General features: G+C 50.1%; 18 protein-coding genes. 16 read left to right on the top strand and 2 right to left on the bottom strand.

Annotated features, from left to right (window positions below; translation table 11 throughout):
* Window positions 1-29 precede the first annotated feature (29 nt).
* The 13 genes from DW720_RS12905 (at window position 30) to DW720_RS12845 (ending at window position 16,587) form a co-directional block, all read left to right on the top strand.
* Window positions 30-305 (top strand): type II toxin-antitoxin system HicB family antitoxin, encoded by a 276-nt coding sequence (locus DW720_RS12905; RefSeq protein ID WP_107001743.1) that lies wholly within the window; start codon window positions 30-32, stop codon window positions 303-305.
* A 12-nt stretch (window positions 306-317) separates the two neighbouring features.
* Entirely contained in the window at window positions 318-1,004 is a 687-nt protein-coding gene (locus DW720_RS12900) for a flavin reductase family protein (protein WP_333489860.1), read from the top strand.
* Complete coding sequence (locus DW720_RS12895) at window positions 1,001-1,537, top strand: shikimate kinase (protein WP_022360009.1); 537 nt, start codon at window positions 1,001-1,003, stop codon at window positions 1,535-1,537. Before DW720_RS12900 ends, DW720_RS12895 begins: the two co-directional genes overlap by 4 nt.
* Before the next feature lie 196 nt (window positions 1,538-1,733).
* A complete protein-coding gene (locus DW720_RS12890; RefSeq protein ID WP_107001742.1) occupies window positions 1,734-3,014 on the top strand; it encodes a DUF1576 domain-containing protein in 1,281 nt (426 codons plus the stop codon).
* Between the two features lie 101 nt (window positions 3,015-3,115).
* The gene (locus DW720_RS12885; protein ID WP_118743103.1) at window positions 3,116-4,795 is read left to right on the top strand and encodes a potassium/proton antiporter; all 1,680 of its coding nucleotides are present in this window, start codon (window positions 3,116-3,118) and stop codon (window positions 4,793-4,795) included.
* 263 nt (window positions 4,796-5,058) lie between these two features.
* A complete protein-coding gene (locus DW720_RS12880; protein WP_117796615.1) occupies window positions 5,059-5,610 on the top strand; it encodes a TetR/AcrR family transcriptional regulator in 552 nt (183 codons plus the stop codon).
* Between the two features lie 442 nt (window positions 5,611-6,052).
* Complete coding sequence (locus DW720_RS12875) at window positions 6,053-7,174, top strand: efflux RND transporter periplasmic adaptor subunit (RefSeq protein ID WP_227589701.1); 1,122 nt, start codon at window positions 6,053-6,055, stop codon at window positions 7,172-7,174.
* The gene (locus DW720_RS12870) at window positions 7,171-10,221 is read left to right on the top strand and encodes an efflux RND transporter permease subunit (protein ID WP_107001739.1); all 3,051 of its coding nucleotides are present in this window, start codon (window positions 7,171-7,173) and stop codon (window positions 10,219-10,221) included. The genes DW720_RS12875 and DW720_RS12870 overlap by 4 nt, the downstream gene beginning before the upstream one ends.
* Before the next feature lie 88 nt (window positions 10,222-10,309).
* Window positions 10,310-10,969 carry a TetR/AcrR family transcriptional regulator gene (locus tag DW720_RS12865; protein ID WP_118293719.1) on the top strand — a complete coding sequence of 220 codons (660 nt, stop codon included), beginning with the start codon at window positions 10,310-10,312 and terminating at the stop codon, window positions 10,967-10,969.
* Between the two features lie 2 nt (window positions 10,970-10,971).
* Window positions 10,972-12,213 (top strand): TolC family protein, encoded by a 1,242-nt coding sequence (locus DW720_RS12860; RefSeq protein ID WP_182427990.1) that lies wholly within the window; start codon window positions 10,972-10,974, stop codon window positions 12,211-12,213.
* Window positions 12,214-12,324: 111 nt separating this feature from the next.
* Complete coding sequence (locus DW720_RS12855; RefSeq protein ID WP_118743105.1) at window positions 12,325-13,533, top strand: TolC family protein; 1,209 nt, start codon at window positions 12,325-12,327, stop codon at window positions 13,531-13,533.
* Between the two features lie 316 nt (window positions 13,534-13,849).
* Window positions 13,850-15,277: an amino acid permease gene (locus tag DW720_RS12850; RefSeq protein WP_107001735.1), complete on the top strand. Its 1,428-nt coding sequence runs from the start codon at window positions 13,850-13,852 to the stop codon at window positions 15,275-15,277.
* Window positions 15,274-16,587 carry a M18 family aminopeptidase gene (locus tag DW720_RS12845; protein WP_347560724.1) on the top strand — a complete coding sequence of 438 codons (1,314 nt, stop codon included), beginning with the start codon at window positions 15,274-15,276 and terminating at the stop codon, window positions 16,585-16,587. The genes DW720_RS12850 and DW720_RS12845 overlap by 4 nt, the downstream gene beginning before the upstream one ends.
* 146 nt (window positions 16,588-16,733) lie before the next feature.
* Here DW720_RS12845 and DW720_RS12840 read toward each other — a convergent pair whose 3' ends face one another.
* Window positions 16,734-17,654, bottom strand: a complete 921-nt coding sequence (locus DW720_RS12840; RefSeq protein WP_118652648.1) for a LysR family transcriptional regulator — start codon at window positions 17,652-17,654, stop codon at window positions 16,734-16,736.
* A 211-nt stretch (window positions 17,655-17,865) separates the two neighbouring features.
* Here DW720_RS12840 and DW720_RS12835 point away from each other — a divergent pair, with 211 nt between their 5' ends.
* The 3 genes from DW720_RS12835 (at window position 17,866) to DW720_RS12825 (ending at window position 21,228) form a co-directional block, all read left to right on the top strand.
* The gene (locus DW720_RS12835) at window positions 17,866-18,729 is read left to right on the top strand and encodes a DUF6282 family protein (RefSeq protein ID WP_107001733.1); all 864 of its coding nucleotides are present in this window, start codon (window positions 17,866-17,868) and stop codon (window positions 18,727-18,729) included.
* A gap of 13 nt (window positions 18,730-18,742) precedes the next feature.
* Window positions 18,743-20,056, top strand: coding sequence for an SLC13 family permease (locus DW720_RS12830; protein ID WP_118749729.1), 1,314 nt, complete (start codon window positions 18,743-18,745; stop codon window positions 20,054-20,056).
* Window positions 20,057-20,229: 173 nt separating this feature from the next.
* Window positions 20,230-21,228, top strand: a complete 999-nt coding sequence (locus DW720_RS12825; protein ID WP_118743106.1) for an isocitrate/isopropylmalate dehydrogenase family protein — start codon at window positions 20,230-20,232, stop codon at window positions 21,226-21,228.
* Between the two features lie 229 nt (window positions 21,229-21,457).
* Here the strand turns inward: DW720_RS12825 and DW720_RS12820 are convergent, their stop codons facing one another.
* On the bottom strand, window positions 21,458-23,131 hold the full coding sequence (locus DW720_RS12820; RefSeq protein ID WP_118743107.1) for an AAA family ATPase: 1,674 nt from the start codon (window positions 23,129-23,131) through the stop codon (window positions 21,458-21,460).
* Window positions 23,132-23,309 lie beyond the last annotated feature (178 nt).

The raw sequence follows: 23,309 nt of genomic DNA, 5'->3' as shown, positions 1-23,309 counted from the left end.
AGGAAGGTCGGACGGAAAGGAAGGATACCATGACATTTGTATATCCGGCGGTTTTTACGCCTAAGAAAGATGGAAAAGGGTATGATGCATATTTCCCGGATTTGGAGTGCTGCGAGGCGGAAGGTCCGGATCTGGAGGATGCGGTGGAAAATGCGCGGGAGGCAGCGTACAACTGGATCAGCCTGGAGCTGGAGGAAGAGGGCGATCTGCCGGCACAGACGCATATCGATGATATGAGCCTGCCGGAAGGAAGCATGGTGAAACAGATCATGGTCCGGATCAAACTTCTCCCGGACAACGATTAAGAGGATATAGGGATGGCACAGAAGAGAGCGGCTGGAAAGCCAGAAGAGCGTCGCCGGGGAGGAGCAAGGCAGAACCCGGAAGGACAGTTGAAAAAACGGATGGAGACCCGGAACACTCCGGGACCGCGCGCCCAGTGGAAGCCGGGCAATATGATTTATCCGGTTCCGGCGGTGCTGGTCACAGTGGCGGACTGCGAAGGAAACAGCAACATCATCACGATTGCCTGGACGGGCACGATCTGTACGAACCCGCCGATGGCGTACATTTCGGTGCGCCCGGAGCGCTATTCTTACCATATGCTGCGGGAGAGCGGTGAGTTTGTCATCAACCTGGCGACGGAGTCGATGGCGTATGCGACCGATTACTGCGGCGTCCGCTCCGGCAGGAATGTGGATAAATGGAAGGAGACAGGGCTCACACCGGTTCCGGCGCAGACGGTGAAGGCGCCGGTGATCGCCGAAAGCCCGGTCGCGATCGAGTGCCGGGTGACCGAAGTCAAGGAACTGGGGTCACATCATATGTTTCTGGCAGAGGTAACGGGTGTCAGCGTGGACGAGCAGTGGCTCAACGAGCGCGGCAGCCTGGAGCTTGCAAAGGCGGAACCGATTGTGTATTCGCATGGCGGCTATTATGGGCTTTCAGAGCTTCTTGGAACATTTGGATGGAGTGTAAAGAAAAAGAAGAGGTGCCAAAGATGAAAAATAATGTAACCTTGATTGGTATGCCGTCCGCAGGAAAGAGCACGGTCGGAGTGCTTTTAGCAAAGAGACTGGGCTATTCCTTTATAGATGTGGATCTGCTGATTCAGGAACAGGAAGGTAAGCGTCTGCGCGAGATCATCGAAGAACAGGGACTGGACGGATTTCTCGATGTGGAGAACCGCGTCAACGCGGGGGTGGAAGCCGAGCAGGCGGTCATCGCACCGGGTGGCAGCGTGATCTACGGAAAGGAAGCGATGGAACATTTAAAATCCATCGGACTGGTTGTCTATCTGAAAATTACCTATGACGAGCTGGTAAAACGCGTCGGCGATGTCAAGGACCGCGGCGTGGCGCTGAAAGACGGCATGACACTTCTGGATCTCTACCATGAGAGGATCTCGTATTTTGAGAAATACGCGGACATCACGATCGACGAGGAAGGTAAAGAGCTGGGGGCGGTGGTTGATGAGCTGCGCGAAATATTGGAAGAGCGCGGTTATGTGCTGGGAAGTGCGCCGGAGGAAGAGTAACAATTTCACATGAGAATGGGGGCAGCCGGTTCTGTCGGACGGGTTTCATAACGGGTTACAGTGAGAAAAAAATCAGTTGCAAAACAGTTGAAAATCCAATACAATAGAATAGTAACCATTTTTATAGAATGTTAACAGTCGGGGGTGCAAAGATGCGGAATCTTTTTTGCATCCCTTTTTTGAAAGGTGTGCGTATATGACTACAGTGAAATCTCTGTCCAGAGAGATGAAATTCTTTCTTCTGGCACTGATTCCGATCTATTTCATTTCAGTGGGGCTGATTATACAGCCGTTTGACTCCATTGTGACTGGTATCTATGAAATCATAAGGGAACCGGATTTCCTGATCACCGATTATATTGCGGTCGGCGGCATGGGAGCCGCGTTTGTCAATGCCGGGATGATGGCGCTTATCAGCATCTACTTTGTCTATAGTCTTGGGATGGAGATGGACGGGCATACGATCACATCCTGCTGTCTGATGTTTGGATTCTCTTTGTTCGGAAAAAATCTGATGAATATCTGGGCGATTTTTCTGGGTGTATTTCTCTATGCAAAATATCATAAAATGCACTTATCCAACTATATTTATGTCGGCATCTACGGAACGAGCCTGTCTCCGATCATCACACAGCTGATGCACGTGGTGGAGCTGCCGCTCTGGCAGCGCTTCTGTGTGACGATTCTGGTGGGAATCTGTATCGGATTCGTGCTTCCACCGCTCGCGACGCATTCCCACTATGCCCATAAGGGATATTCCCTTTATAATGTGGGATTTGCCTCTGGTATCATTGCGACGGTCCTGGTCTCCACGTTTAAGTCCTTTGGAATTGAGACGGAGGCGCGTCTTATCTGGTCCTCCGGCAATGATGCGATGCTTTTAGGGCTGCTATTTGTCCTGTTTGCAGGCATGTCGGTGGTGGCAGTGCTGTGGCGCGGAAAAGATACGCTTTTAGGGTATGAAAAACTCCTTGCGACAACGGGAATCGGCGGTACCGATTACCTGCTGGAATTGGGCGGTGCGGTGACGCTTCTCAACATGGGACTCAATGGTCTGTTTGCGACCTTCTTTGTGCTGGCAGTCGGCGGAAACCTAAATGGACCGACGATCGGCGGAATCTTTACCATCGTTGGATTCAGTGCGACTGGAAAACATTTGCGGAATATTTTCCCGATCATGGCGGGCGTCTGCATTGCGAGTACCGTCCGGGCGTGGGATATCACGAATCCGTCGGCACTTCTGGCGCTGCTCTTTTCCACGACGCTGGCGCCGATCGCCGGAGAGTTTGGAATTTTATGCGGCGTGTTAGCCGGTTTTCTGCACGCGTCGGTGGCGCTCAATGTCGGGATCGTGTATGGGGGCATGAACCTCTATAACAATGGATTTGCGGGCGGTATCGTCGCAATGTTCCTGGTGCCGGTGATCCAGTCGATCCGCGACCGGAGGGCGCGGGCGAAGGGAGATCTGTCGCTGTAAGATTTCCTCTTTTTAATGGAATCTTAACACGAAAGAGGCATAGAGATATTGTATCATTATAAAAACACCACATTTATGATACCTACTAAACATAGAAAGGAATGATACATATTTCAACTTCATTTGCGCTTCTGGTCGTAGCGATTATTATCCTTGTCTGCATCGCGGGAAGCCGTCTTTCGGGGCGGCTGGGGGTGCCGACGTTGTTTATTTTTATTATGCTGGGAATGCTGTTTGGATCGGACGGTATTTTTAAGATTCCATTCGGCAATTTTGCACTGGCGGAACAGGTCTGCTCGGTGGCACTGATTTTTATTATGTTTTACGGCGGGTTCGGCACGCGCTGGAGTGAGGCGAAGCCGGTCGCGGGGCGGTCGATTTTGTTATCCTCGGCGGGTGTAGTGCTGACGGCGTTTTTGACCGGGCTGTTTTGTCATCTGGTGCTTAAGATGGCATTGATGGAAGGAATGCTTCTCGGCGCAGTTCTTGGATCGACCGATGCGGCATCCGTGTTCTCGATCCTGCGTTCGCGCAAGCTGAACCTCAAATACGGCACGGCATCCATGCTGGAGTTAGAGAGCGGAAGCAACGACCCGTTTGCGTACATGATGACGGTGATTCTGCTGTCTGCGATGACGGGGAGTGTGAGCGGCGGTTCGGCGGTTCTGCTTTTGATCCGCCAGCTCGCATTTGGGCTTTTGACCGGCGCGGCGGTCGCGTGGCTGGTGACATGGCTTTTAAAGCGGTATGCCTTTTATGGCGAGGGATTTGACACGATCTTTGTCTTTGCGGCGGCAATCATTTCCTACGCGCTTGCATCCCAGATTGGCGGAAATGGCTACCTAAGCGTGTATCTGACCGGTATTATCCTTGGAAATCAGGAGCTGAAGAACCAGAAAGCGCTGGTTGGCTTCTTTGATGCGTTTACCGGCATGATGCAGATGCTTCTGTTTTTCTTACTGGGACTTCTGGCGTTTCCCTCGCAGATGCCGTCGATCGTGCTTCCGGCGATCGCAATCGCATTGTTTTTAACATTTGTGGCGCGTCCGGCGGCGGTTGGCTTGCTGCTCGCACCGTCGAAACCGCCGATCGGGCAGTATCTGGTTATTTCCTGGGCGGGTCTGCGCGGTGCGGCGTCAATCGTATTTGCGATCATGGCGACGCTCAATGAGGGATATATGAAATATGATATATTCCACATCGTGTTCTGCGTTGTTTTATTTTCCATCATTTTTCAGGGTTCGCTGCTTCCGAAGGTGGCAGAAAAATGCGACATGATCGACAACTCGACCGATGTCATGCGGACGTTCTCAGACTATACGGGCGATATGCAGATTCAGTTCGTGCAGCTTCCGATCGGGGACAATCATCCGTGGAAAAACCGTAAAATCTGTGAGATTGAGATGCTTCCGGGTATGTTAATCACAGTGATCCGGCGCGGCGCGCAGACGATTGTGCCCAAAGGGCAGACTGTAATTCTGGAAGGGGATACCGTCGTCTTGGGTGCAGAGGGCTTTACGGACAGCCAGGGAATCCTTTTAAAAGAGATTCTGATGACACCCGATCACCGCTGGTGTGGTAAGAAGATCGCGGAGGCGCGCTTCTATAAGAATACGATCATTGTGATGATAAAGCGGGGCAGCCAGATCGTCATTCCAGACGGCGGTACGCAGATACTGGAAGGCGACCGGGTGGTTGTATACTCGCAGAAACTGCCGCAGGTGGAAGGGCGTGTGAAACACGAAAGCGGATCGGTCGTATCGGCTGCTGTTCACAAGTAAGCACGTTTGCGTGAACAGTAACGCGGATTCATCGTTACTGTTCACGGGTAGGCACTTTTGGAACCGAAAGTGCCGTAAGAAAACGTGGTGGCAGCAGGAATTTGCCGTATTTGAATGCGAAGCCACGGCAAATTCCGTTACTGGGCACGCATGCGTGAACAGTAACGATTCATCGCAGGAACATGGAAATTTCAGGCAATACTTGCAGTTTGTTGAATTTTAAACTATACTAAAACAACAACGGTTTGCCGGAGGAAAAGAGTATGCAGCAGGGAAATACGAAGGAACGGATTGTAGAGGCTTATATCGAGCTGGAGTCGGAAAGACCGGTCGAGAAGATCACGGTTACGGCGCTGGTTGAGCGGAGCCGGATCACAAGAAAAACATTTTATTATTACTTTAAAGATATATATGATTTGATGGAATACCGGATGGAACGCGAGATGAAGCGCATCATGGAAGAGACGATGAGCCAGCCAGATCCGGAGAAGGCGCTGACACAGCTGTATATGTATATCATGGAAAACCAGAAGCATATCCGGGCATTGTCCGAGTCGGTACAGTTCATGGCGCTGCGCCGTCAGATGGGAGAAAAGGTGTACCAGTATTTTTATAACCATCTGGAGCGGATTGGTATGTTTAAGAACCTGACGATGCCGGAGGCGGCGATGGCGGTGCAGATCATCATTTTCTCGGTTATGGGAGTTGCGTTTGACGCGCCGTTTAAGGATGAGGCGGATGTGAAGGAGCGCGTCGCCACGTTCATGAGCGTGATCCGCAAATGCACCGGGTGCGACCCTATGCAGGTCCGTTAGGAAAGCAGGTTTCCGGCAGTTTTGAGAATTATTGTAACTGTTCAGTAGGTCTGCGCATTTACTGCGCTGACCGTACGAAAACATGGGCCAGCAGGCAAAAATCCCATTGCCGTAGGCAATTTTTAATGGATTTTTGCGCGTGACTGTGAAGGTACTGAACAGTTACGAATTATTGTCAATTAGAAAATGGAACAAGGAAACGCAGGAGGAATCAGCGGTATTTGGTTGGTTTTTCCTGCGTTTTTGCTTTCATGTATCCGGAAAAAACGGTCAGCGGCAGGAAAATTCGGGTTCTATGAAAAAAGATGAACATAGATGGATACATTTTGACAAATTTGTGTACACACCTGTCCGAACTTGGGAGTGGCAAAGTGTATACGAGATGAGTAAAATATAGACTGAGAAAAATTTTTACCAAGAACAAGCATAGATGGAGGAAATTATGAAAAAAAGAGGAAAGATTCTGGCGCTGGCTGCGATTGTAGTTGTTGGCGCTGTCGTTTTGTCCCGATGCGGTCATAAGAATACGGCGGTGGAATATGAATCCCGTCCAACCGTAAGAGTAGAAAATCCGGTTCGTCAGGACATCAGCTTGTACACGGATCTGACCGGACTGGTAGAGCCGCAGTCCCGCGCGAGCGTCATGCCTAAGATGAGCGGCGAGGTGCTGGAGGTTTACTTCCAGGCGGGCGATACGGTCCAGGCAGGGCAGGCGCTGTGCAAGATCGATTCCGACGCGTTGACAGCGTTAAAGCTACAGGTGGATGCGGCTTCCGTTGCCTTAAAGAATGCGGACAGCAATTTAAGCCGTACCCAGGCGCTCTTTGCTGATGGTTTTGTCTCCCAGGAGGCGATGGAGCAGGCACAAAACAGCGCACAGAATGCGAAGATTTCCTATGAATCTGCGAAGAACCAGTACGATCTGCAGGTGAAATACACGACCGTGACGGCGCCGATCGACGGTGTGATCGAGTCCCGGAGCGTCGAGCCGCATGATCATGTATCTCCGGCAGGCGAGATCTGCACGATCTCCGGTGCCAGCCAGTTACAGGTTAAATTCGGCATCACCGAGAAGATCCACCAGACGATGGAGTTGGGCGACAGCGTGACGCTGGAGAAAAATGGTGCGGATTACACCGGTACTGTAACCGAAATCGGATCTATGGTCAACGAGAGCAGCGGCCTTTATGACGCGCGTGCGATGGTGCCGGATGCAGCAGGTCTTACGAATGGTTCTCGCGTAAAAATGACGGTTATCATGGACCATGTCAGCCAGGTGCTGACCGTTCCGGTCGATGCAGTCAGCTATGACAACGGTGCCCCGTTTGTATACCTCTATGAGGATGGAAAAGCGGAGAAGACCGAGATCGAAGCAGGTATCTATGACGATGAAAATATGGAAGTAAAATCGGGTCTGACGAGTGACAGCCAGGTCATCGTGAGCTGGAGCAACGAGCTGGTGGATCAGGGAGAAGTCCTGTTAGCACAGGATACCGATGGCGCGCAGACAGACGGAAACAATGAGACAGCAGCGGAGACGACAGAGGCAGGTGACAAAGAATGATTCGACTGACAAAACTCGCACTGCGGCGTCCGGTTACCATCATTCTCTGTCTGATTACCATCGCGTACTTCGGCCTTCAGTCCGTCATGGGCATGAAGCTGGAACTGACGCCAGAGATGGAGATGCCGATGTTAATCATCGCTACGGTGTATCCGGGAGCCAGCCCGGAGGACGTAACCGATCTGGTTACCAAGAAAGAAGAAGATGCGATCACATCATTGGACTCGGTCGATAAGGTACAGTCCATTTCCCGTGAAAATGTATCGATCGTCATTGTCCAGTATGAGTACGGTACCAACATGGATACCGCATACATTAACCTGAAAAAGGCGATAGATGGCATTCAGAGCGATCTGCCGGACGATGCCAACGATCCGAATATCATGGAGCTGGATATCAACTCGATGGCGACGGTTACGCTGGCAGTCAGCGGCGACGCTGATCAGAACCTTTATACATATGTAGATGACAAAATTGTTCCTGAGTTTGAGAAATTAAGCTCGGTCGGCGAGGTTTCGATTGCCGGCGGTCAGGATAGCTACACCCGCGTGGAACTGATTCCGGAAAAACTGGCACAGTACCACCTGAATATGAATACGGTTGCACAGTTAGTCGGTGCCGCCGATTTCACGATCCCGGCGGGCGATGTCCGGGTTGGAAAACAGGATCTCGACGTCAGTGTCGGCAACGAATTTAAGAGCACGGAAAGTCTGAAAAATGTCGTACTTCCGCTGGCAAACGGTGAGACGATCCATCTTTCTGATATCGCAAATGTCTATGAGGCGCTGGAGGATGCAAGCTCGATCGGACGTTACAATGGCGAAGATGTTATCTCCCTGGGAATCAAAAAACAGCAGAGTTCCACCGCGATCGAGGTTTCCAACCAGGTAACCAAGAAGGTGCAGGAAATTGAAAAGCAGTATCCGGGTCTTAAAATCACCGTGGTAGATGATGCCAGTGACACGCTGAAACAGTCTTTAAGCAGCGTAATCCAGACCCTGATCCTGGCGATCATCCTGTCCATGATCATTCTGTTCTTATTCTATGGCGATTTGCGTGCGTCGGTCATCGTAGGTACGTCCATTCCGATCTCCGTTGTATTGGCGATCATTTGTATGGCGGCGATGGGATTCTCAATGAATATTATTTCCCTGACGTCGCTCGTTCTCGGTGTAGGTATGATGGTTGATAACTCGATCAACGTCCTCGACGGATGTTTCCGGGCAAAGGAAAAACTGGATTTCTATGATGCGGCGCTGGAAGGTACGCGCACGATGATCGGCTCGATCACCGGCGGTACGCTGACAACCTGTGTTGTATTTATTCCGCTTCTGATGTTAAATGGTATGTCTGGACAGCTCTTTACACAGCTCGGGTACACGATCATTTTCTGTATGACGGCTTCCTTATTCTCAGCAGTCATCATCGTGCCGCTCTGCTATATGTTCTGGCATCCGGTTGAGAAGGATCATGCGCCGGCAGGACGTATAATCAAAGGCATCCAGGGCTGGTATCGCAAGCATATGCCGCATGTCATCAAGCGCTATGCGCTTGTATTCGGAACGACTGCAGTGCTGGTTGTCCTGTCCATCCTCATGGCGTCCAGACTGAACCTGGAGCTGATGTCTTCGATCGATGAAGGTATCGTCACGATGACGATCAAGACGAAACCGGGTTATTCGGTATCGGCGATCCGTGACACTGTGCTCGATCTGGAAAATATGGTAGAGACAGACGAGGATGTGGATCATTACCTGATGACATATGGAAACAGTGGTGTCAGCATGACTTCCGGAAGTGATGTGACGCTGAATGCCTACTTAAAAGATAAGAGAAAACTTTCCACGGACGAGGTTATCGAGAAGTGGAGATATGCGACACAGAACTACGTTGATGCGACCATTACCTTGGAACAGGGCAGCAGCAGTATGAGCAGCAGCATGAGCAGCGGTGATTCAATTGAGGTGGATCTGCAGAGTACTGATTACGACACCCTAAAGAAGGCAGCGGATGATCTGGTAACTGAGCTTCGCAAGCGCGAGGATGTTATGCAGGTACATTCTTCTGTTGAGAATGCGGCGCCGGTTATCAAGGTAAATGTGGATCCGGTTAAGGCAGAGGCAGAGGGACTGACCCCGGCCAGCATCGGTTCGATGGTATACAGTAATTTAAGCGGTGTGAAAGCGGCGACGATCTCCGTCAACGGCAATGATCAGGACGTGAAGGTAGAATTTGCGCCGGATCGCTACGATTCCATCGCGAAACTGCAGGGCATGATGATCACGACGGCGACGGGTAATACGCTTCCGCTGGAGGATCTGGCAGAGATCTACTACCAGGATAGCCCACAGGAGATTTCACGAAAAGAGAAACAGTACCAGGTATCGATCACGATGCAGGCACAGGCAGATTATAAGAAGACGGCTGAAAAAGATGTCAAGAGCTTCGTGCAGAACTGGGAATTCCCGTACGGCGTTGAGATGGCGACCAATAGCCTGGATGAGTCGATGGGCGAGGAGCTTTCCGCGTTGGGAATGGCGCTTGTCACAGCGATCTTTCTGATTTTCATTGTCATGGCGATCCAGTTTGAGTCCCCGAAATTCTCCCTGATGGTTATGGCAACGATCCCGTTCAGTTTGATCGGTTCCTTTGGATTCCTGTTTCTGGCGGACTGCCCGATCAGTATGAACTCCATGCTTGGTTTCCTGATGCTGGTCGGTACGGTTGTAAACAACGGTATTTTGTATGTGGATACGGTCAACCAGCTACGGATGGAGATGCCGTTAGACGAGGCGCTGGTAGAGGCAGGTGCGATCCGTGTACGCCCAATCTGCATGACGACACTGACGACCATCATTGCGATGATCCCGAACTGTCTGGCATTTGGTAAGGCGGGCAAGATGATGCAGGGCTTAGCGCTTGTAAACGTCGGCGGTCTGGTTGCGGCGACGATCCTGACGCTGGTACTGCTTCCGTCCTTCTACCGAGTGGTTTATAACATGGGAAAAGGCAAAGAAGATGAGTATGATAAGCTGGACTGCGACTAAGGAAAAGCAGGTTAAGCAGTGAATCTGTCAGGCGGCGGACCCGGGGCGGGGAAGCTGCCTGTACTGATAGAAAAAGGGGGAGAAGAAGATGCCGTCGGAACGATTTAAGCGGTTGCCGGAGGAAAAACAGAAGAAAATCCGGGACGCGTGTATGGCTGAATATACGCGGACAACGATAGAAAAAGCATCGCTCAACCGTATGATAGAAGATGCCGGGATCTCCCGGGGCAGTTTTTATACGTATTTTGACAGTAAATGGGATGTTTTAGGATATCTGTGTGAGAGTTTTATCAATGAATTTTATGAGTGCGGCGTGCGCTGCCTTGAAGAGGCGCAGGGGGACATCTGGGAGATGTTAGGGCAGTTTTTAAACGGTTCGCTTGCCCTGTGCCGCGATGAGAGACGCACCGATTTCATCCGCAACATCATGGAGTGCAGCAGCCGTGAGGCGCTGCTCTTTGATATATTCAGCTCCGATCTGGACAGTCCACGCGCCGTGCGTGGACAGAAGCTGGAACGCGCCGCTTATGAGGCGTGCGTGGGAAAATCCCTGCGGAAGATGGGCTGGGAGGAATATATGAGCTTTTTCCGCATGGCGATGATGTCGATCGCGATGGAGATCAAGAGCTTTCACGACGGAGTCCCGGAAAACCGTATCCGGGAACGGTTTGTCCTGACACTCGGTATCCTGAAACGGGGCGCTGGGATAGAATCGGGAGCGGGCGCGCAGAGCGCCGAAAGGAAATGAAGATGAGTAAGATGAAGAAAAACAGGAAGAAACTGTTTGCCATTCTTTTACAGGCGGCGTTAGTCAGCACAGCTATGACGATGCCGGCATATGCGGCTAAAACACCGGGGATCGGCTCAGATGCGCGGATCGGTGACGATGCGACCGGTCCGGTGCTGACGGGCGGCAATACCGAGATGGAGGAGGAGACTTCCCCGTACACCAAAGAGCAGCTTGAGGACGGGACGCTGGAGTACGGTGAGATCGCATGGCGGATCGAGGGCTACAACAGCACGTATTTAAACCTGCGTTCCCAGCTCTACAGCCAGGCGACCAGCCAGTCGGCGGGAACTGCCCTGGCGGCTGAGGCAAGCGCCCTCATGGAAGATGCGATGGACCTGAAGTCCGACGATATGGATGCGGAGACGAGAGAGCTGTTTGAGGGCTACAAGGCGGCAGCGAGAGAGTTGCGCAAACAGGGGGCAAAGCTTACGAACAAGGAGCTTTCCGGCACCTACGCCCGGACCCTGCGCCAGACGAAGAATAAGTTAGTCAAGGCGGTGCAGAACCTGCTCATCCAGTATGAGGAACTGCTCCCGCAGGTGGAGACAGCGAAAAAGAATGTGGAGATGTGCCAGGTAAATGCGGATGCCGCACAGAAGATGCAGGCGCTCGGCCGTGCTTCCGCGCAGGAGGTTCTGACGGCGCAGAAGGCGCTGCAGCAGGCCAATTCCAGCGCCCAACAGGCAGAAAACGGGGCATTGCAGCTCAAACAGAATATTTTAATGCTACTTGGATTTGACGCGGATGCGTCGGTAACCTTTGCGGATGTGCCGGTTCCGGATGCGTCCCGGATCGCGGCGATGGATCTGGCAGCCGATACACAGGCGGCAGTCAGCGCAAATTATGATTTGATGTCTGTGCGTGCAGCGAAAGCGGAAGGGTCTTCCAACCGCACAGTCAAGAAGCGAAACGTCGCCTATACCGAGGATTCGGTGACGATCACGGTTCAGAACCTCTATGCGGCGGTGGTATCAAAGAAACAGGCGTATGACAGTGCGACGGCTGGATATCAGGCGGCAGCGCAGAGCTACGAGGCGGCAAAGCGCCAGAACGCACTGGGAATGCTCTCAAGAGCCAATTATTTGGGGCTTGAGTGTTCCTGGCTCAGCAGCGTGGCATCGTATAAGACCGCCGAGCTGGAATATACCAAAGCGGTGGAAAATTATGAGTGGGCAGTTAGAGGCCTGATTGTAAGCAAGTAGTTCGTCAGGAATTTGCCGTATTTAAATGCGAAGCCACGGCAAATTCCGTTACTGGACACGTATGAGTGAACCGTAACGTGAATGGGAACAGAAAGGAAGTAGGAACCGGAAATGAAACATAGAAGAAGGAAAACGGCGCTTCTGAGCGCAGCGGCAGCAGCGGTTCTGGTATTGCAGGGATCATTTGCGGCGCTGGCTGCCAGCCCGCAGTTCGCCTACGATGCGGATACATGGGCGAAGCTTCAGGACAATGTGATGGAATACAGCGAGCTGCCGTATCTGGTACAGGAGTACAACCCGACGTATTTAAACAACCAGACAACCTATCAGGCAGGACGCGATACAAAGAATGCGAAGGAAGTGCAGGATAAGCAGTACAATCAGGCAAATGACCTGTATGACAGCGCGGATAACCTGCGGGATCAGGCAGACCAGATTGAGGATTATCTGGCAGTGCCGGGCATGGCAAGTGCGTATGCCAGCCTGATGTCTGCATCGGTGATGGTCGAGCAGAATGCATTAAAAACGCAGCAGTCGGCCGATGCCTCCTACCGTGACAGCGAGATGGACCGTCTGGACTATATGAACAGCCAGGATGCGGTCGTGGTACAGGTAGAGGCAGCGTTTGCGGCGTATAATCAGGTCAAAAAGACAATTCCGCTGATGGAGAAATCGCTGGAACTGCAGGAACTGACACTGCAGATGACTCAGAAACGCCAGCAGCTCGGTCAGGCGACCCAGATTGATGTGTTAAATGCACAGAAATCGCTGCAGTCGCTTCAATCCACATTGACACAGACGAAAGCGGGGCTTCAGACCCAGCACCAGCAGCTCTGCGTCCAGACCGGCTGGACCTATGACGCGGAACCGGATATCCAGGATCTGCCGCAGGCGGATCTTGGACGGATCGCGGCAATGAACCTGGCGGCGGACACACAGACGGCGCTCCAACAGAACCTATCCTTACAGTCCAATAAGCGCGGCTATGCCAATATGGCAGAAGGTTCAGCTGATAAGAAAAACATGGACCGCACCATCAAGAACCAGGAGCAGACGATCCGCTCCAGTATGCAGACACTCTACAACGACATCATGCAGAAGCAGACAGCCCTGCAGCTTGCCGATGCGTCTCTGGCAGCAGAGACGCAGGCGATGAATGCGATGCAGAAGAAGCTGGAGCTTGGCATGGCGACTCAGATGGAGTACAAGAGCGAGGAAGTCTCCGTACTGGAAAAGCAGATCGATAAGGAGACAGCTAACATGAACCTGCAGCAGGCGATCGAGATGTATGAGTGGGCGCTGAAAGGTTATATGAAGTAGGGACAGAAGTTAAGTCTCTGGCACTTCCTCTGCGCGGGGGTTAACGTGGCGCTGGAGGAGCTGTGTATATCGAAAATGATATAATAAAATATTTATAAAACAAGAGGAAAAAAGCGGCGTTTTCTTTCGAATCGCCGCTTTTTTTGGGGAAAAAATAGGTGCATATTGTATGGATTTAACAAAAAATAGCCACAAACTACAGAATACTACCGATTCGGACTGGAAAATACTGGGTTAATAAAAAAATACTTTTGACAATTAACGCAGCATATGAGAGAATAAAAAAGATACTTTCAGTAAGGAGAGAAAATAAGATATGAACAAATCACAACAAAACAAAATCAAGTGGTATATGCTTTCCTTTATGTGTTTCTCCACCCTCTGGGGATTTGGAAACGTTTTAAATGGTTTCGTATACTTCAATGGAACACAGGTTATCTTCTCCTGGATTCTGATGTTCGCACTGTACTTTGTACCGTACGCACTGATGGTCGGAGAGCTTGGTTCCGCATTTAAGAATTCGGGCGGCGGTGTCAGCTCCTGGATTCATGAGACAACCGGCGCGAAGGCTGCATACTACGCAGGTTGGACCTACTGGGCTTGCCATGTCACCTACATCGCATCGAAGGGATCCGGCGGTCTGAAAGCGCTGAGTTGGATGATTTTCCAGAACGCAGAGAAGTATGCGTCCTTTAACACGAAAGCGGTTCAGTTAGTTACCTTTGCGGTACTGCTGTTCTTCTGCTGGGTTGCAAGCCGCGGCTTAAACCCGTTAAAGAAACTGGCTACCCTGGCGGGAACCAGTATGTTTGTCATGAGTATCCTGTACATTCTGCTGATGTTTGCTGCACCGGTCATCAATCCGAACGGTGGTTACCTGTCGGTGGATTTCAGCTTGAAAAACCTGATTCCGCATTTTGATTGGAAGTATTTCAGCAGCTTGTCCATCCTTGTATTTGCAGTCGGCGGCTGTGAGAAGATCTCCCCATATGTAAACAAGGTAGAGGATCCGTCCAAGGGATTCCCGAAGAGTATGATTTTTGCAGCGATCATGGTAATCGTCTGCGCGATCTTCGGTACAATCGCGATGGGTATGATGTTCGATGTATCCTTGGTTGAGGCTAATTTTGACTCTTACAATGCGAATGGACAGTACTGGGCATTCCAGAAACTGGGTGAGTATTACGGCGTTGGAAACCTGATTATGATCATTTATGCAGCCTGCAACGCGATCGGCCAGTTCTCGACGCTGGTAGTCAGCATCGATGCACCGCTTCGTATGCTGCTTGACAACGAGGATGCGCGTCAGTTCATCCCGACCAAGCTCTTAAAGAAAAACAAATTTGGCGCTTACGTCAATGGTATCTGGATGGTAGTCATCCTGTCCGGTTCCATCATTCTGGCTCAGGTTTTGGTTCCGAATGCGGATACGGTTCTGCGCCAGCTGACACAGCTTAATTCGGTTACCATGCCGATGCGTTATCTGTGGGTATTCTTTGCGTACTTCATGCTTCGCAAACATTCAGATAAGTTTGAGCGCGAGTATCGTTTTGTGAAGAACAACGGAGTGGCACTGGGCTTTGGCGCATGGTGCTTTATCCTGACCGCAGCCTGCTGCTTATTAGGTATGTACAAACAGGGTGATCTGTACACAACCATGCTGAATGTCATCACACCAGTCGTTCTGGTAGCACTGGGACTGATTTTACCGGCGATTAAGAAGAGAGAAGGGAAGTCTGCATGATGAATGCTGCGAAGGAATTATTGACTTTTATTGAGAACAGCCCGAGTATGTTTCATTCGATTGAGACGATCAAGGGAATGCTGGATGAGGCAGGTTTTACCTATCTGCCGGAGAGAACTTGCTGGGACGTGAAGCAGGGCGGAACGTATTACACGATCCGCAACCATTCCAGTATCATTGCGTTCCGCGTCGGAAAGGAACTGGGCGATTACCATTTCCAGATGTGCGCCTCCCACAGTGATTCACCGACTTACAAGATCAAGAATGTACCGGAGTTAAATGGTCCGGGCGAGTATCTGCGTCTCGATGTAGAAGCATACGGCGGCATGATCGACAGCACCTGGTTTGACCGCCCTCTGACTGTCGCAGGCCGTGTGCTGGTAAAGGACGGTCAGGGCGTGAGCGCGAGACTTCTGTACATCGATAAAGATCTGTTCATCATTCCGAACGTAGCGATTCATTTCAACCGTGAGGTGAACAATGGATACAAATACAACCGCCAGGTTGATTTATGCCCGCTGTTTTCTGCCGGAGCGCTGAAAAAGGGCGCGTTTGACGCGATGATCGCAAAAGAGCTTGGCGTGGCCGTGGAAGATATTTTAGGCAAAGATCTCTTCCTTGTAAACCGTCAGCCGGGTACGATCTGGGGTTATGCGGACGAGTTCGTTTCCAGCCCGAAACTGGACGACTTACAGTGCGCTTACGTTTCCCTGAAAGCATTTCTGGCGGCGAAGAATGAGCGCGATGTCAGCGTATATTGCTGCTTCGACAATGAGGAGGTTGGTTCCAATACGAAGCAGGGTGCGATGTCCACCTTCTTACAGGATGTCCTGCACCGCATCAACGGTGCGCTTGGCAAGACGCCGGAGGACTACTATCAGGCAGTTGCCGGTTCTTTCCTCGTAAGCTGTGACAACGCACACGCCGTTCACCCGAACCACGGGGAGAAAACGGATGCGGTCAACTGCTCCTGGATGAACAAAGGTATCGTCATCAAGGAGAGCGCGAACCAGAAATACACCACGGACGCATTCAGCCGTGCGGTATTTACGAATGTCTGCAATGAGGCAGGTGTTCCGGTTCAGGTGTTTGCAAACCGCAGTGATATTTTAGGCGGTTCCACCCTTGGAAACCTTTCCAACACGCAGGTCAGCGTCCATGCCGTCGATATCGGTCTGCCGCAGCTTGCGATGCATTCCTGCTACGAAACGGCAGGTGTGAAGGACGTTGAGTACGCAATCCGCGCACTGACGAAATTCTACCAGACCACTCTTCAGATTGAAGGGGCAGAGCGGGTTTGCTTTGAGTAAATATAGTTAAAAGAACAGCCGCTTCGCGAAGGATGAAATGAATCGCGGGGCGGCTGTTTTTGATAGAATGAAAATGGTTAGAAAACGGAAAAACGGTAAATCCAGCAGCGCTGAAACGTTTTGTTTTGATGTTTAATTCGCGAAAATTATTTCCGCAGCAGCTCCGGCGCCATCTCCTGAAACAGCTTCGCGAGCGCCATCGCCGCCCGCGAGCGGTATTTTCCAGCGGGCCAGGCGAGCGCCAGATCGAGGAAAATACCATCTTTCCCGATCCGCAGATAGCGGAACTCATCCCGCATGATGCGGCAGGAACGGTAGGTAAACGCGAGTCCGACCCCCTCCCGCGCCATCGCCGCAGCAAAGGAGGCGGAGAGGTAGGTGTCGAGTCCCAGCGGTTCCACGCCAGCCTCGCGCAGGGAGCGGCGGCCAGTCCGTCCGAGGACGGTGCTGGGCGGTCCCAGAATATACTCAAATGGTGCGGTGTCCTTTAGGTCGATCCACATCTGTTCCGGCTCCGATTCACATGGCTTCGCAAACGCCATGACCGGGTGGTCGGCGGTGGTGGCGATCATGATCTCATCCCGCATCAGGAAATCCACACCGTGTTTGATCCGAACCGGCGGCGCGGCGATCAGCGCCAGATCTAAAAGCCCCTCTAAAATCTTATTTTCCAGATCAATACTGTCCATCTCACAGATCTCCACATGAACCCGTGGATACAGGGCATGGAATTTTTTCAGGACCGGCGGCAGCAGGTAGGTTCCCCGGTAGGTACTGATGCCGAAGATGACAGTGCCGCCCTTTAAATTTTCAATATCCGAAGCCTCGCTGCGTGCCTCCTGGTACTGCTGTAAAATCTGTCTGGCATGGAAAATAAATGCCTCCCCGGCAGAGGTTGGACGGACCCCGCGGGCAGTACGGACGAAAATCGGCGTCCCCAGATCCTGTTCAAACAGGCGGACCGCCTGGCTTAAGCTCGACTGCGCCATAAACAGTTTTTCAGCCGCGCGGGAGATGCTTCCCTCGTTGGCGACGGTTACGATATAGTCTAGTTCCTTTAAATCCATGAAAATCTCCCTTACGAGGTATCGAAATTTCCGATATCTGGTATAACAAATCTTGCCTTTCTCCTATAACAAAAATAGTATAAGATAAAAACAAGCAAAAATCAATGGCAGAGACTGAAGCAGCGGCTGGAAAATCGAATAGGAATCCGGCGAGGGAACGCAGCTTTGAAAAAGTCTCTGTGGACGATTATAAATAGGAGGAATAAGCAAGATGAAACAGGATTTAATGAAGGGTGTTATCGACATGCACGTTCACACGAATCCGGATCTGCGTCTGCGGGCGTATGATGATTTCGAACTGATGGAGGCGGCGATCCGGGTTGGGGCACGCGCTATCGTCATCAAGACGCATCAGGGAACCACGATGGATCGGGCGTATCTGTGCAACCGCCACAACGAAATTGTACACGGGGAAACGAACAATTTTACGATGTTTGGCAGTATTACCTTAAATAAGGTAGTCGGCGGCATCAATCCGAAGGCAGTCGATGTGGCGCTTCGTCTGGGTGCTAAGGTAGTATGGCTTCCGACCCAGTCGGCAAAAAACCATATGCAGAAGATGAATCAGGATCTGAGCCAGTGCGTGGAAGTGGTGAAAGATGGTAAAATTGTACCGGAGCTGCGTTCAGTGTTGGAGCTGATTCGTGACCACAACGCTGTACTGGGAACCGCACATATTGCACCGGAGGAGATTTTCACTGTTGTGGAAGCTGCCCGGGATATGGGAGTAAAAAACATCGTTGTAACCCATCCGGAATGGTGGATTGTAGGCATGAGCCATGAGGATCAGCTTCGTCTGGTAAAGGATTATGACGTTATCTTAGAGCGCTGCTATGCACAGAACATGGGTGGCGGAAAGTACAAGAGCAATCTGGCAGATAACCTGGAGCTTATCAAAGAGGTTGGCTATAAAAATGTCATGGTTGATACCGATGGCGGTCAGACAGAAAATCCGCATTGGGAGCTGGCACTGGCGGAATATATGCAGTATCTGGTAGATCATGGAATTCCGGAGGAGCAGGTGTACCATATGACACACACTATTCCGGCAAAACTGTTGGGCATCGAAGAATAGGGGGACGCATCACATGTTAAGTGCAGTTTTGGTGGCATCCATTGCGGTTGCCGTTATATTGGGATATAAAACGAAAATCAATACGGGATTTTTCTGTATTGCCTTTGCATATTTGATTGGTTGTTTTGGCATGGGATTAAAAACAAAACAACTGATTGGCTTCTGGCCGGTCAGCACCATGTTCGTCATCCTGTCAGTATCACTGTTTTACAACTTTGCAGCTGTGAATGGAACCCTTGAAAAAATGTCGGCCAGTCTTCTCTATATGTGCCGTAAATTTCCGGGTATGCTTCCCTTTGCATTATTTTTTGTAGCAGTTGTACTTTCTGTTATGGGTGCTGCATACTTTACCGTTCTGGCATTCCTGGCACCGATTACCATCCTTATCTGTGAGGAAGCAAAGATGGACAAGCTGACTGGTGCGGTGGCGATCAACTGCGGTGCACTGGCAGGCGGAAACTTCCCCACAGCTTCGCTGGGCGTCGTATTCCGCGGTCTGATTGATACTGCTTATGAAGCAGAACCGGCATTTGAAGCAACGAATTCCTTTGTAGATGAAATGAAAATTTTTGGTTTCGCGATTGTATTTTCCCTGATTCTGATTGCAATTTTCCGCTTCGGTTTCAAGAGCAACCGCGGTATCGGAAAAGGCGTAACGTTCAATCGCCCGGAGCCGTTTGACAAGAAGCAGAAAACAACCCTGCATTTAATGATTCTGATGATGGTAATTGTCCTGGTATTCCCGCTCTTAAAGATGGCAGTTCCTGGTAATGAACTGATTGGAAAAATTGCTGGAAAGGTTGATGTAGGACTGGTGGCATTCTGCTTTACCATCATTGCACTGCTCTTTGACCTGGCACCGCAGAAGGAAGTGATTGCACGTGTTCCGTGGAACACCATCCTCATGATTGCCGGAGCCGGTATGCTTATCGCCGTTGCAGTTCAGGCCGGTACCATTGATGCATTATCCGCATGGATTGGCTCTAACGTTCCGACAGCCCTGATTCCGCTGGCATTCAGCTTTGTAGGTGCATTTATGAGTTTCTTCAGCTCTACAACAGGTGTTGTAGCACCGGCCCTGTTCCCGCTGATTCCGGGACTTGCGGCAGCAACCGGATTAAATCCGGCAGCACTCTTTGCCTGCACGATTCTTGGTGCACAGAGCAGTGCGATCAGCCCGTTCTCATCCGGCGGCAGCCTGATTCTTGGTTCCTGCGGAAACGAGGAAGACCGAAATCACTTATTCAACCGTCTTCTCTTTGTAGCAGTACCTATCAGCGTTATCTGCTGTGCGGTATATAACCTGATTGTAGCAGTTGTTCTGTAAGGGAAATTTGATTAAGAAGTTGTTTGTTCGAAAAGCTGTCAGCCTGTTCTGGCAGCTTTCGATGAAATATGAAGATTGGAAGTAACTGTTCAGTAGGTCTGCGCATTTACTGTGCGTGACTGTGAAGGTACTGAACAGTTACGATTTGGAAAATCAAGAAGGAGGATAAAGAAATGAGTCATAAAATTACAGTATTTCGCGGCGATGGTATCGGACCGGAGCTGGTTGATAATGTATTAAAAATCTTAAAAGCGGCAGATGCTCAGCTGGAATATGAAATTTTCAATGTTGGTGAGGATGAGTGGAAACGCAATGGTGCCTTGATTCCGGAGGAAGCATATGCTTCCTTCGAGCGCACCAAAGTACTCTTAAAATCCCCGATTACGACTCCGGTTGGAAAGGGCTTCCGCTCTTTGAATGTAACACTCCGCGGACAGTATGACCTGTATGCCAATATCCGCCCGGTTAAGTCCAACGCAGCAGTGAAAACGCCATTTAAGAATGTGGATATCGTGATTTTCCGCGAGAATACAGAAGGACTTTATGTCGGTGTGGAGGAGCAGGTAAATCCGGATACGGTTCATGCAATTAAGATTGTCACAAGACAGGCCAGCGAGCGCATTATCCGCGATGCATTTGAGTATGCGAAAAAGAACGGACGGAAGAAAGTAACCTGTATTCATAAGGCAAATATCTTGAAAATGTCCGATGGCATGTTCCTTTCCATCTTTAAGGAGATCGCAAAGGAATATCCGGAGATTGAAGGCGATGATAAAATCATCGACAATACCTGCATGCAGCTTGTTATGAACCCGAACCAGTTTGATGTTATGGTAATGCAGAACCTGTACGGAGATATTCTTTCAGACCTGTGCAGCGGTCTGATCGGCGGGCTGGGTCTGGTTCCATCCAGCAACATCGGTTCTGACTATGCTATGTTTGAGGCCGTACACGGCAGCGCACCGGATATTGCCGGCAAGCACCTGGCAAATCCGACTGCATTCCTGTGGTCTGCCTGCATGATGTTAGAGTACTTAGGTGAAAATGAAACAGCCGGACGCATCCGCAAGGCTGTGGATGATGTGTTGGCAGAGGGCAAGCACCTGACAAGAGATCTGCACGGAACCGCAACGACAGAAGAATATGTAGAAGCAGTCATTTCAAGACTGTAAAACTTCATACATTCATAGCAAAAGCCCCGGAGTTTTGTAATTCCGGGGCTTTCTATGTTATGCTAAATACTAAGCTTCTGCAATCTCCTGAAGGATCGCAATGATCACTTCTTCCATCCGATAGAAGGATTCCACGTTTACCTCCTTTTGGCTATAAAATAGGGTGATCGACCAGCGTATTTGTAAATGCGACAGCCCCCCTATTTGTGTATAAAAACAGATGACAGCATTATTTACCTATCCCCTTTACCATACACCGTTTCTTGAAGAAAGAAATTCCATAACAGAAAATTTCATCATAATTTCCCTCAAATTCTTTTGCATACATGCGTTCATCGATCTGGCGCAGGGCATTGTCACAGTCATCGCTGAGTTTTTTCAATGTTTTCGAATATTTCGCCTCAAAAATCGCCATTCGTCCACCGTGCAGATCATATACAATCACATCGCTTCGTCCTTCACCGTGTTCACGGTTTGATTCTACGACATATCCGGCTCCGGCAAAAATTCCGGCTAAAAAGGCGTGATAAAAATCTTCTTTATAATCATGGTAGCTGATTGTCATACGCAGCAGGGCATTCATCTCCTGTGTGAGCAGGTCGGTGTTGCCGTGCCATACAGCACAAAATAATTGTTCCCGATTCCAGGTTTGGGCGCTGTCGTTAAACCATTTTAGAATGGTACTTTCGAAGATTTCCCGGATTTCGGCATTCGGAATCATCAGGGCAGTTAAACCATCAGGAAGATTATCGATGCGAGCCTGTGTCAGGTAGCCGGTGAGATACAGGATACTCCACAGATTATCTTCGGAGGAATGGAGGTAATCATATGTCAGATTTTCCTCCACATGCTGGAGAATATAACCGCCAGACAAAAGAGTCTCCAGTTTCATTGTGATATTGCTTCCGGCATAGTCGATGAAAGAACGGATGATTGCATTATCACTGGTATTCTTCCAGTAGCCGATGGGTTTAGCCTGTGGCTTTTTCTGGCAGTCGAGGAGGTAATTCATCACATCCCATGGACAATAGACATCCGAAGCACCGAAGTGATAACCGTCGTACCAGTCTTTGATTTGAGATGCTCGTTCAATCATGCCGGCATCTGAAAGAAGTTTCTTCATATCGACCTGGGTAAATCCAAAATATTCATCCAGTGACGAAGATGAGATTGTATCAGAAACAAAGTTGTTGGTTCCTGTAAAGATACTTTCCTTTGCGATTTTCAGACAGCCGGTAATGGTGGCAAAACGCAGGGTACTGTTATCTTTCAGTGCTGTACTCATGAGAGATTTCATCAGTTCCAGCATCTGGGGATAATAACCATTTGCGCTGGCTTTGGCAAGCGGTACATCATATTCATCCAGAAGCAGAATGACGGGCTTCTGGAAATGTGCCTGCATCATACGCATCAAGAGCAGAATGCTGGTTTTTAACATAGTATCCGTCGGTTTTCCATCGACAATATCGGCAAGCTGTATAAACTCTTTCCGATCATTTTCATTAACCGAAGGGCTGTCTGCCAGATAGCTGTGTTCATTGCAGAGACGGGCAATCTGGGAGCGGAGCATATCCCTGGCAGAAGCATAATCCAGTCCGTCTACATCCTTAAAGGTCAGAAAGAGCGTCGGAAATTGATTCATCCATGCCTGGCATAGATCTGGACGAGATTCGATTTGAAGTCCGGTAAAAAGATTCTGGCTTTTTTTTCGAATATCAAAAAAATTGGCAAGCATACTCATCGCCAGTGTTTTTCCAAAACGACGCGGGCGGGTAATCAGGGTGACTTCCGAGTTGTTCGTCAGAAGATCAGCGATCAGCCCGCTTTTATCAATATAATAATAGCCGTCTTCGCGCAGCTTTTTAAAATCAGAAATACCAACAGGGATTTTTAGGGGTGCCATCGATGATGCTCCTTTCTGAAGATACGGAATTGTTACGAATAACTTTATCATATCATGGGGGAAAGTGGTTGGCAAGATTTTAAAAGAAAGCGGGATGCGCCCATATCCGGAAGAGGTGTATGGGTTTGGAAAATAGCTACTGACCCATCTGCTTCTCCCGTTACTGTTCACACACGTG

The organism is Clostridium sp. AM27-28 (assembly GCF_003480955.1).
Lineage (GTDB): Bacteria > Bacillota > Clostridia > Lachnospirales > Lachnospiraceae > Otoolea > Otoolea fessa.
This window is presented reverse-complemented; position numbering and strand designations above follow the sequence as displayed.

Bases quoted from the DNA above. Each gene is read 5' to 3' on its own strand.
- DW720_RS12865 (WP_118293719.1), top strand. From the start codon at position 10,310: ATGCCGTCGGAACGATTTAAGCGGTTGCCGGAGGAAAAACAGAAGAAA.
- DW720_RS12905 (WP_107001743.1), top strand. From the start codon at position 30: ATGACATTTGTATATCCGGCGGTTTTTACGCCTAAGAAAGATGGAAAA.
- DW720_RS12895 (WP_022360009.1), top strand. From the start codon at position 1,001: ATGAAAAATAATGTAACCTTGATTGGTATGCCGTCCGCAGGAAAGAGC.
- DW720_RS12900 (WP_333489860.1), top strand. From the start codon at position 318: ATGGCACAGAAGAGAGCGGCTGGAAAGCCAGAAGAGCGTCGCCGGGGA.
- DW720_RS12870 (WP_107001739.1), top strand. From the start codon at position 7,171: ATGATTCGACTGACAAAACTCGCACTGCGGCGTCCGGTTACCATCATT.
- DW720_RS12825 (WP_118743106.1), top strand. From the start codon at position 20,230: ATGAGTCATAAAATTACAGTATTTCGCGGCGATGGTATCGGACCGGAG.
- DW720_RS12880 (WP_117796615.1), top strand. From the start codon at position 5,059: ATGCAGCAGGGAAATACGAAGGAACGGATTGTAGAGGCTTATATCGAG.
- DW720_RS12850 (WP_107001735.1), top strand. From the start codon at position 13,850: ATGAACAAATCACAACAAAACAAAATCAAGTGGTATATGCTTTCCTTT.
- DW720_RS12830 (WP_118749729.1), top strand. From the start codon at position 18,743: ATGTTAAGTGCAGTTTTGGTGGCATCCATTGCGGTTGCCGTTATATTG.
- DW720_RS12890 (WP_107001742.1), top strand. From the start codon at position 1,734: ATGACTACAGTGAAATCTCTGTCCAGAGAGATGAAATTCTTTCTTCTG.
- DW720_RS12820 (WP_118743107.1), bottom strand. From the start codon at position 23,131: ATGGCACCCCTAAAAATCCCTGTTGGTATTTCTGATTTTAAAAAGCTG.
- DW720_RS12845 (WP_347560724.1), top strand. From the start codon at position 15,274: ATGATGAATGCTGCGAAGGAATTATTGACTTTTATTGAGAACAGCCCG.
- DW720_RS12875 (WP_227589701.1), top strand. From the start codon at position 6,053: ATGAAAAAAAGAGGAAAGATTCTGGCGCTGGCTGCGATTGTAGTTGTT.
- DW720_RS12840 (WP_118652648.1), bottom strand. From the start codon at position 17,654: ATGGATTTAAAGGAACTAGACTATATCGTAACCGTCGCCAACGAGGGA.
- DW720_RS12860 (WP_182427990.1), top strand. From the start codon at position 10,972: ATGAGTAAGATGAAGAAAAACAGGAAGAAACTGTTTGCCATTCTTTTA.
- DW720_RS12855 (WP_118743105.1), top strand. From the start codon at position 12,325: ATGAAACATAGAAGAAGGAAAACGGCGCTTCTGAGCGCAGCGGCAGCA.
- DW720_RS12835 (WP_107001733.1), top strand. From the start codon at position 17,866: ATGAAACAGGATTTAATGAAGGGTGTTATCGACATGCACGTTCACACG.
- DW720_RS12885 (WP_118743103.1), top strand. From the start codon at position 3,116: ATGATACATATTTCAACTTCATTTGCGCTTCTGGTCGTAGCGATTATT.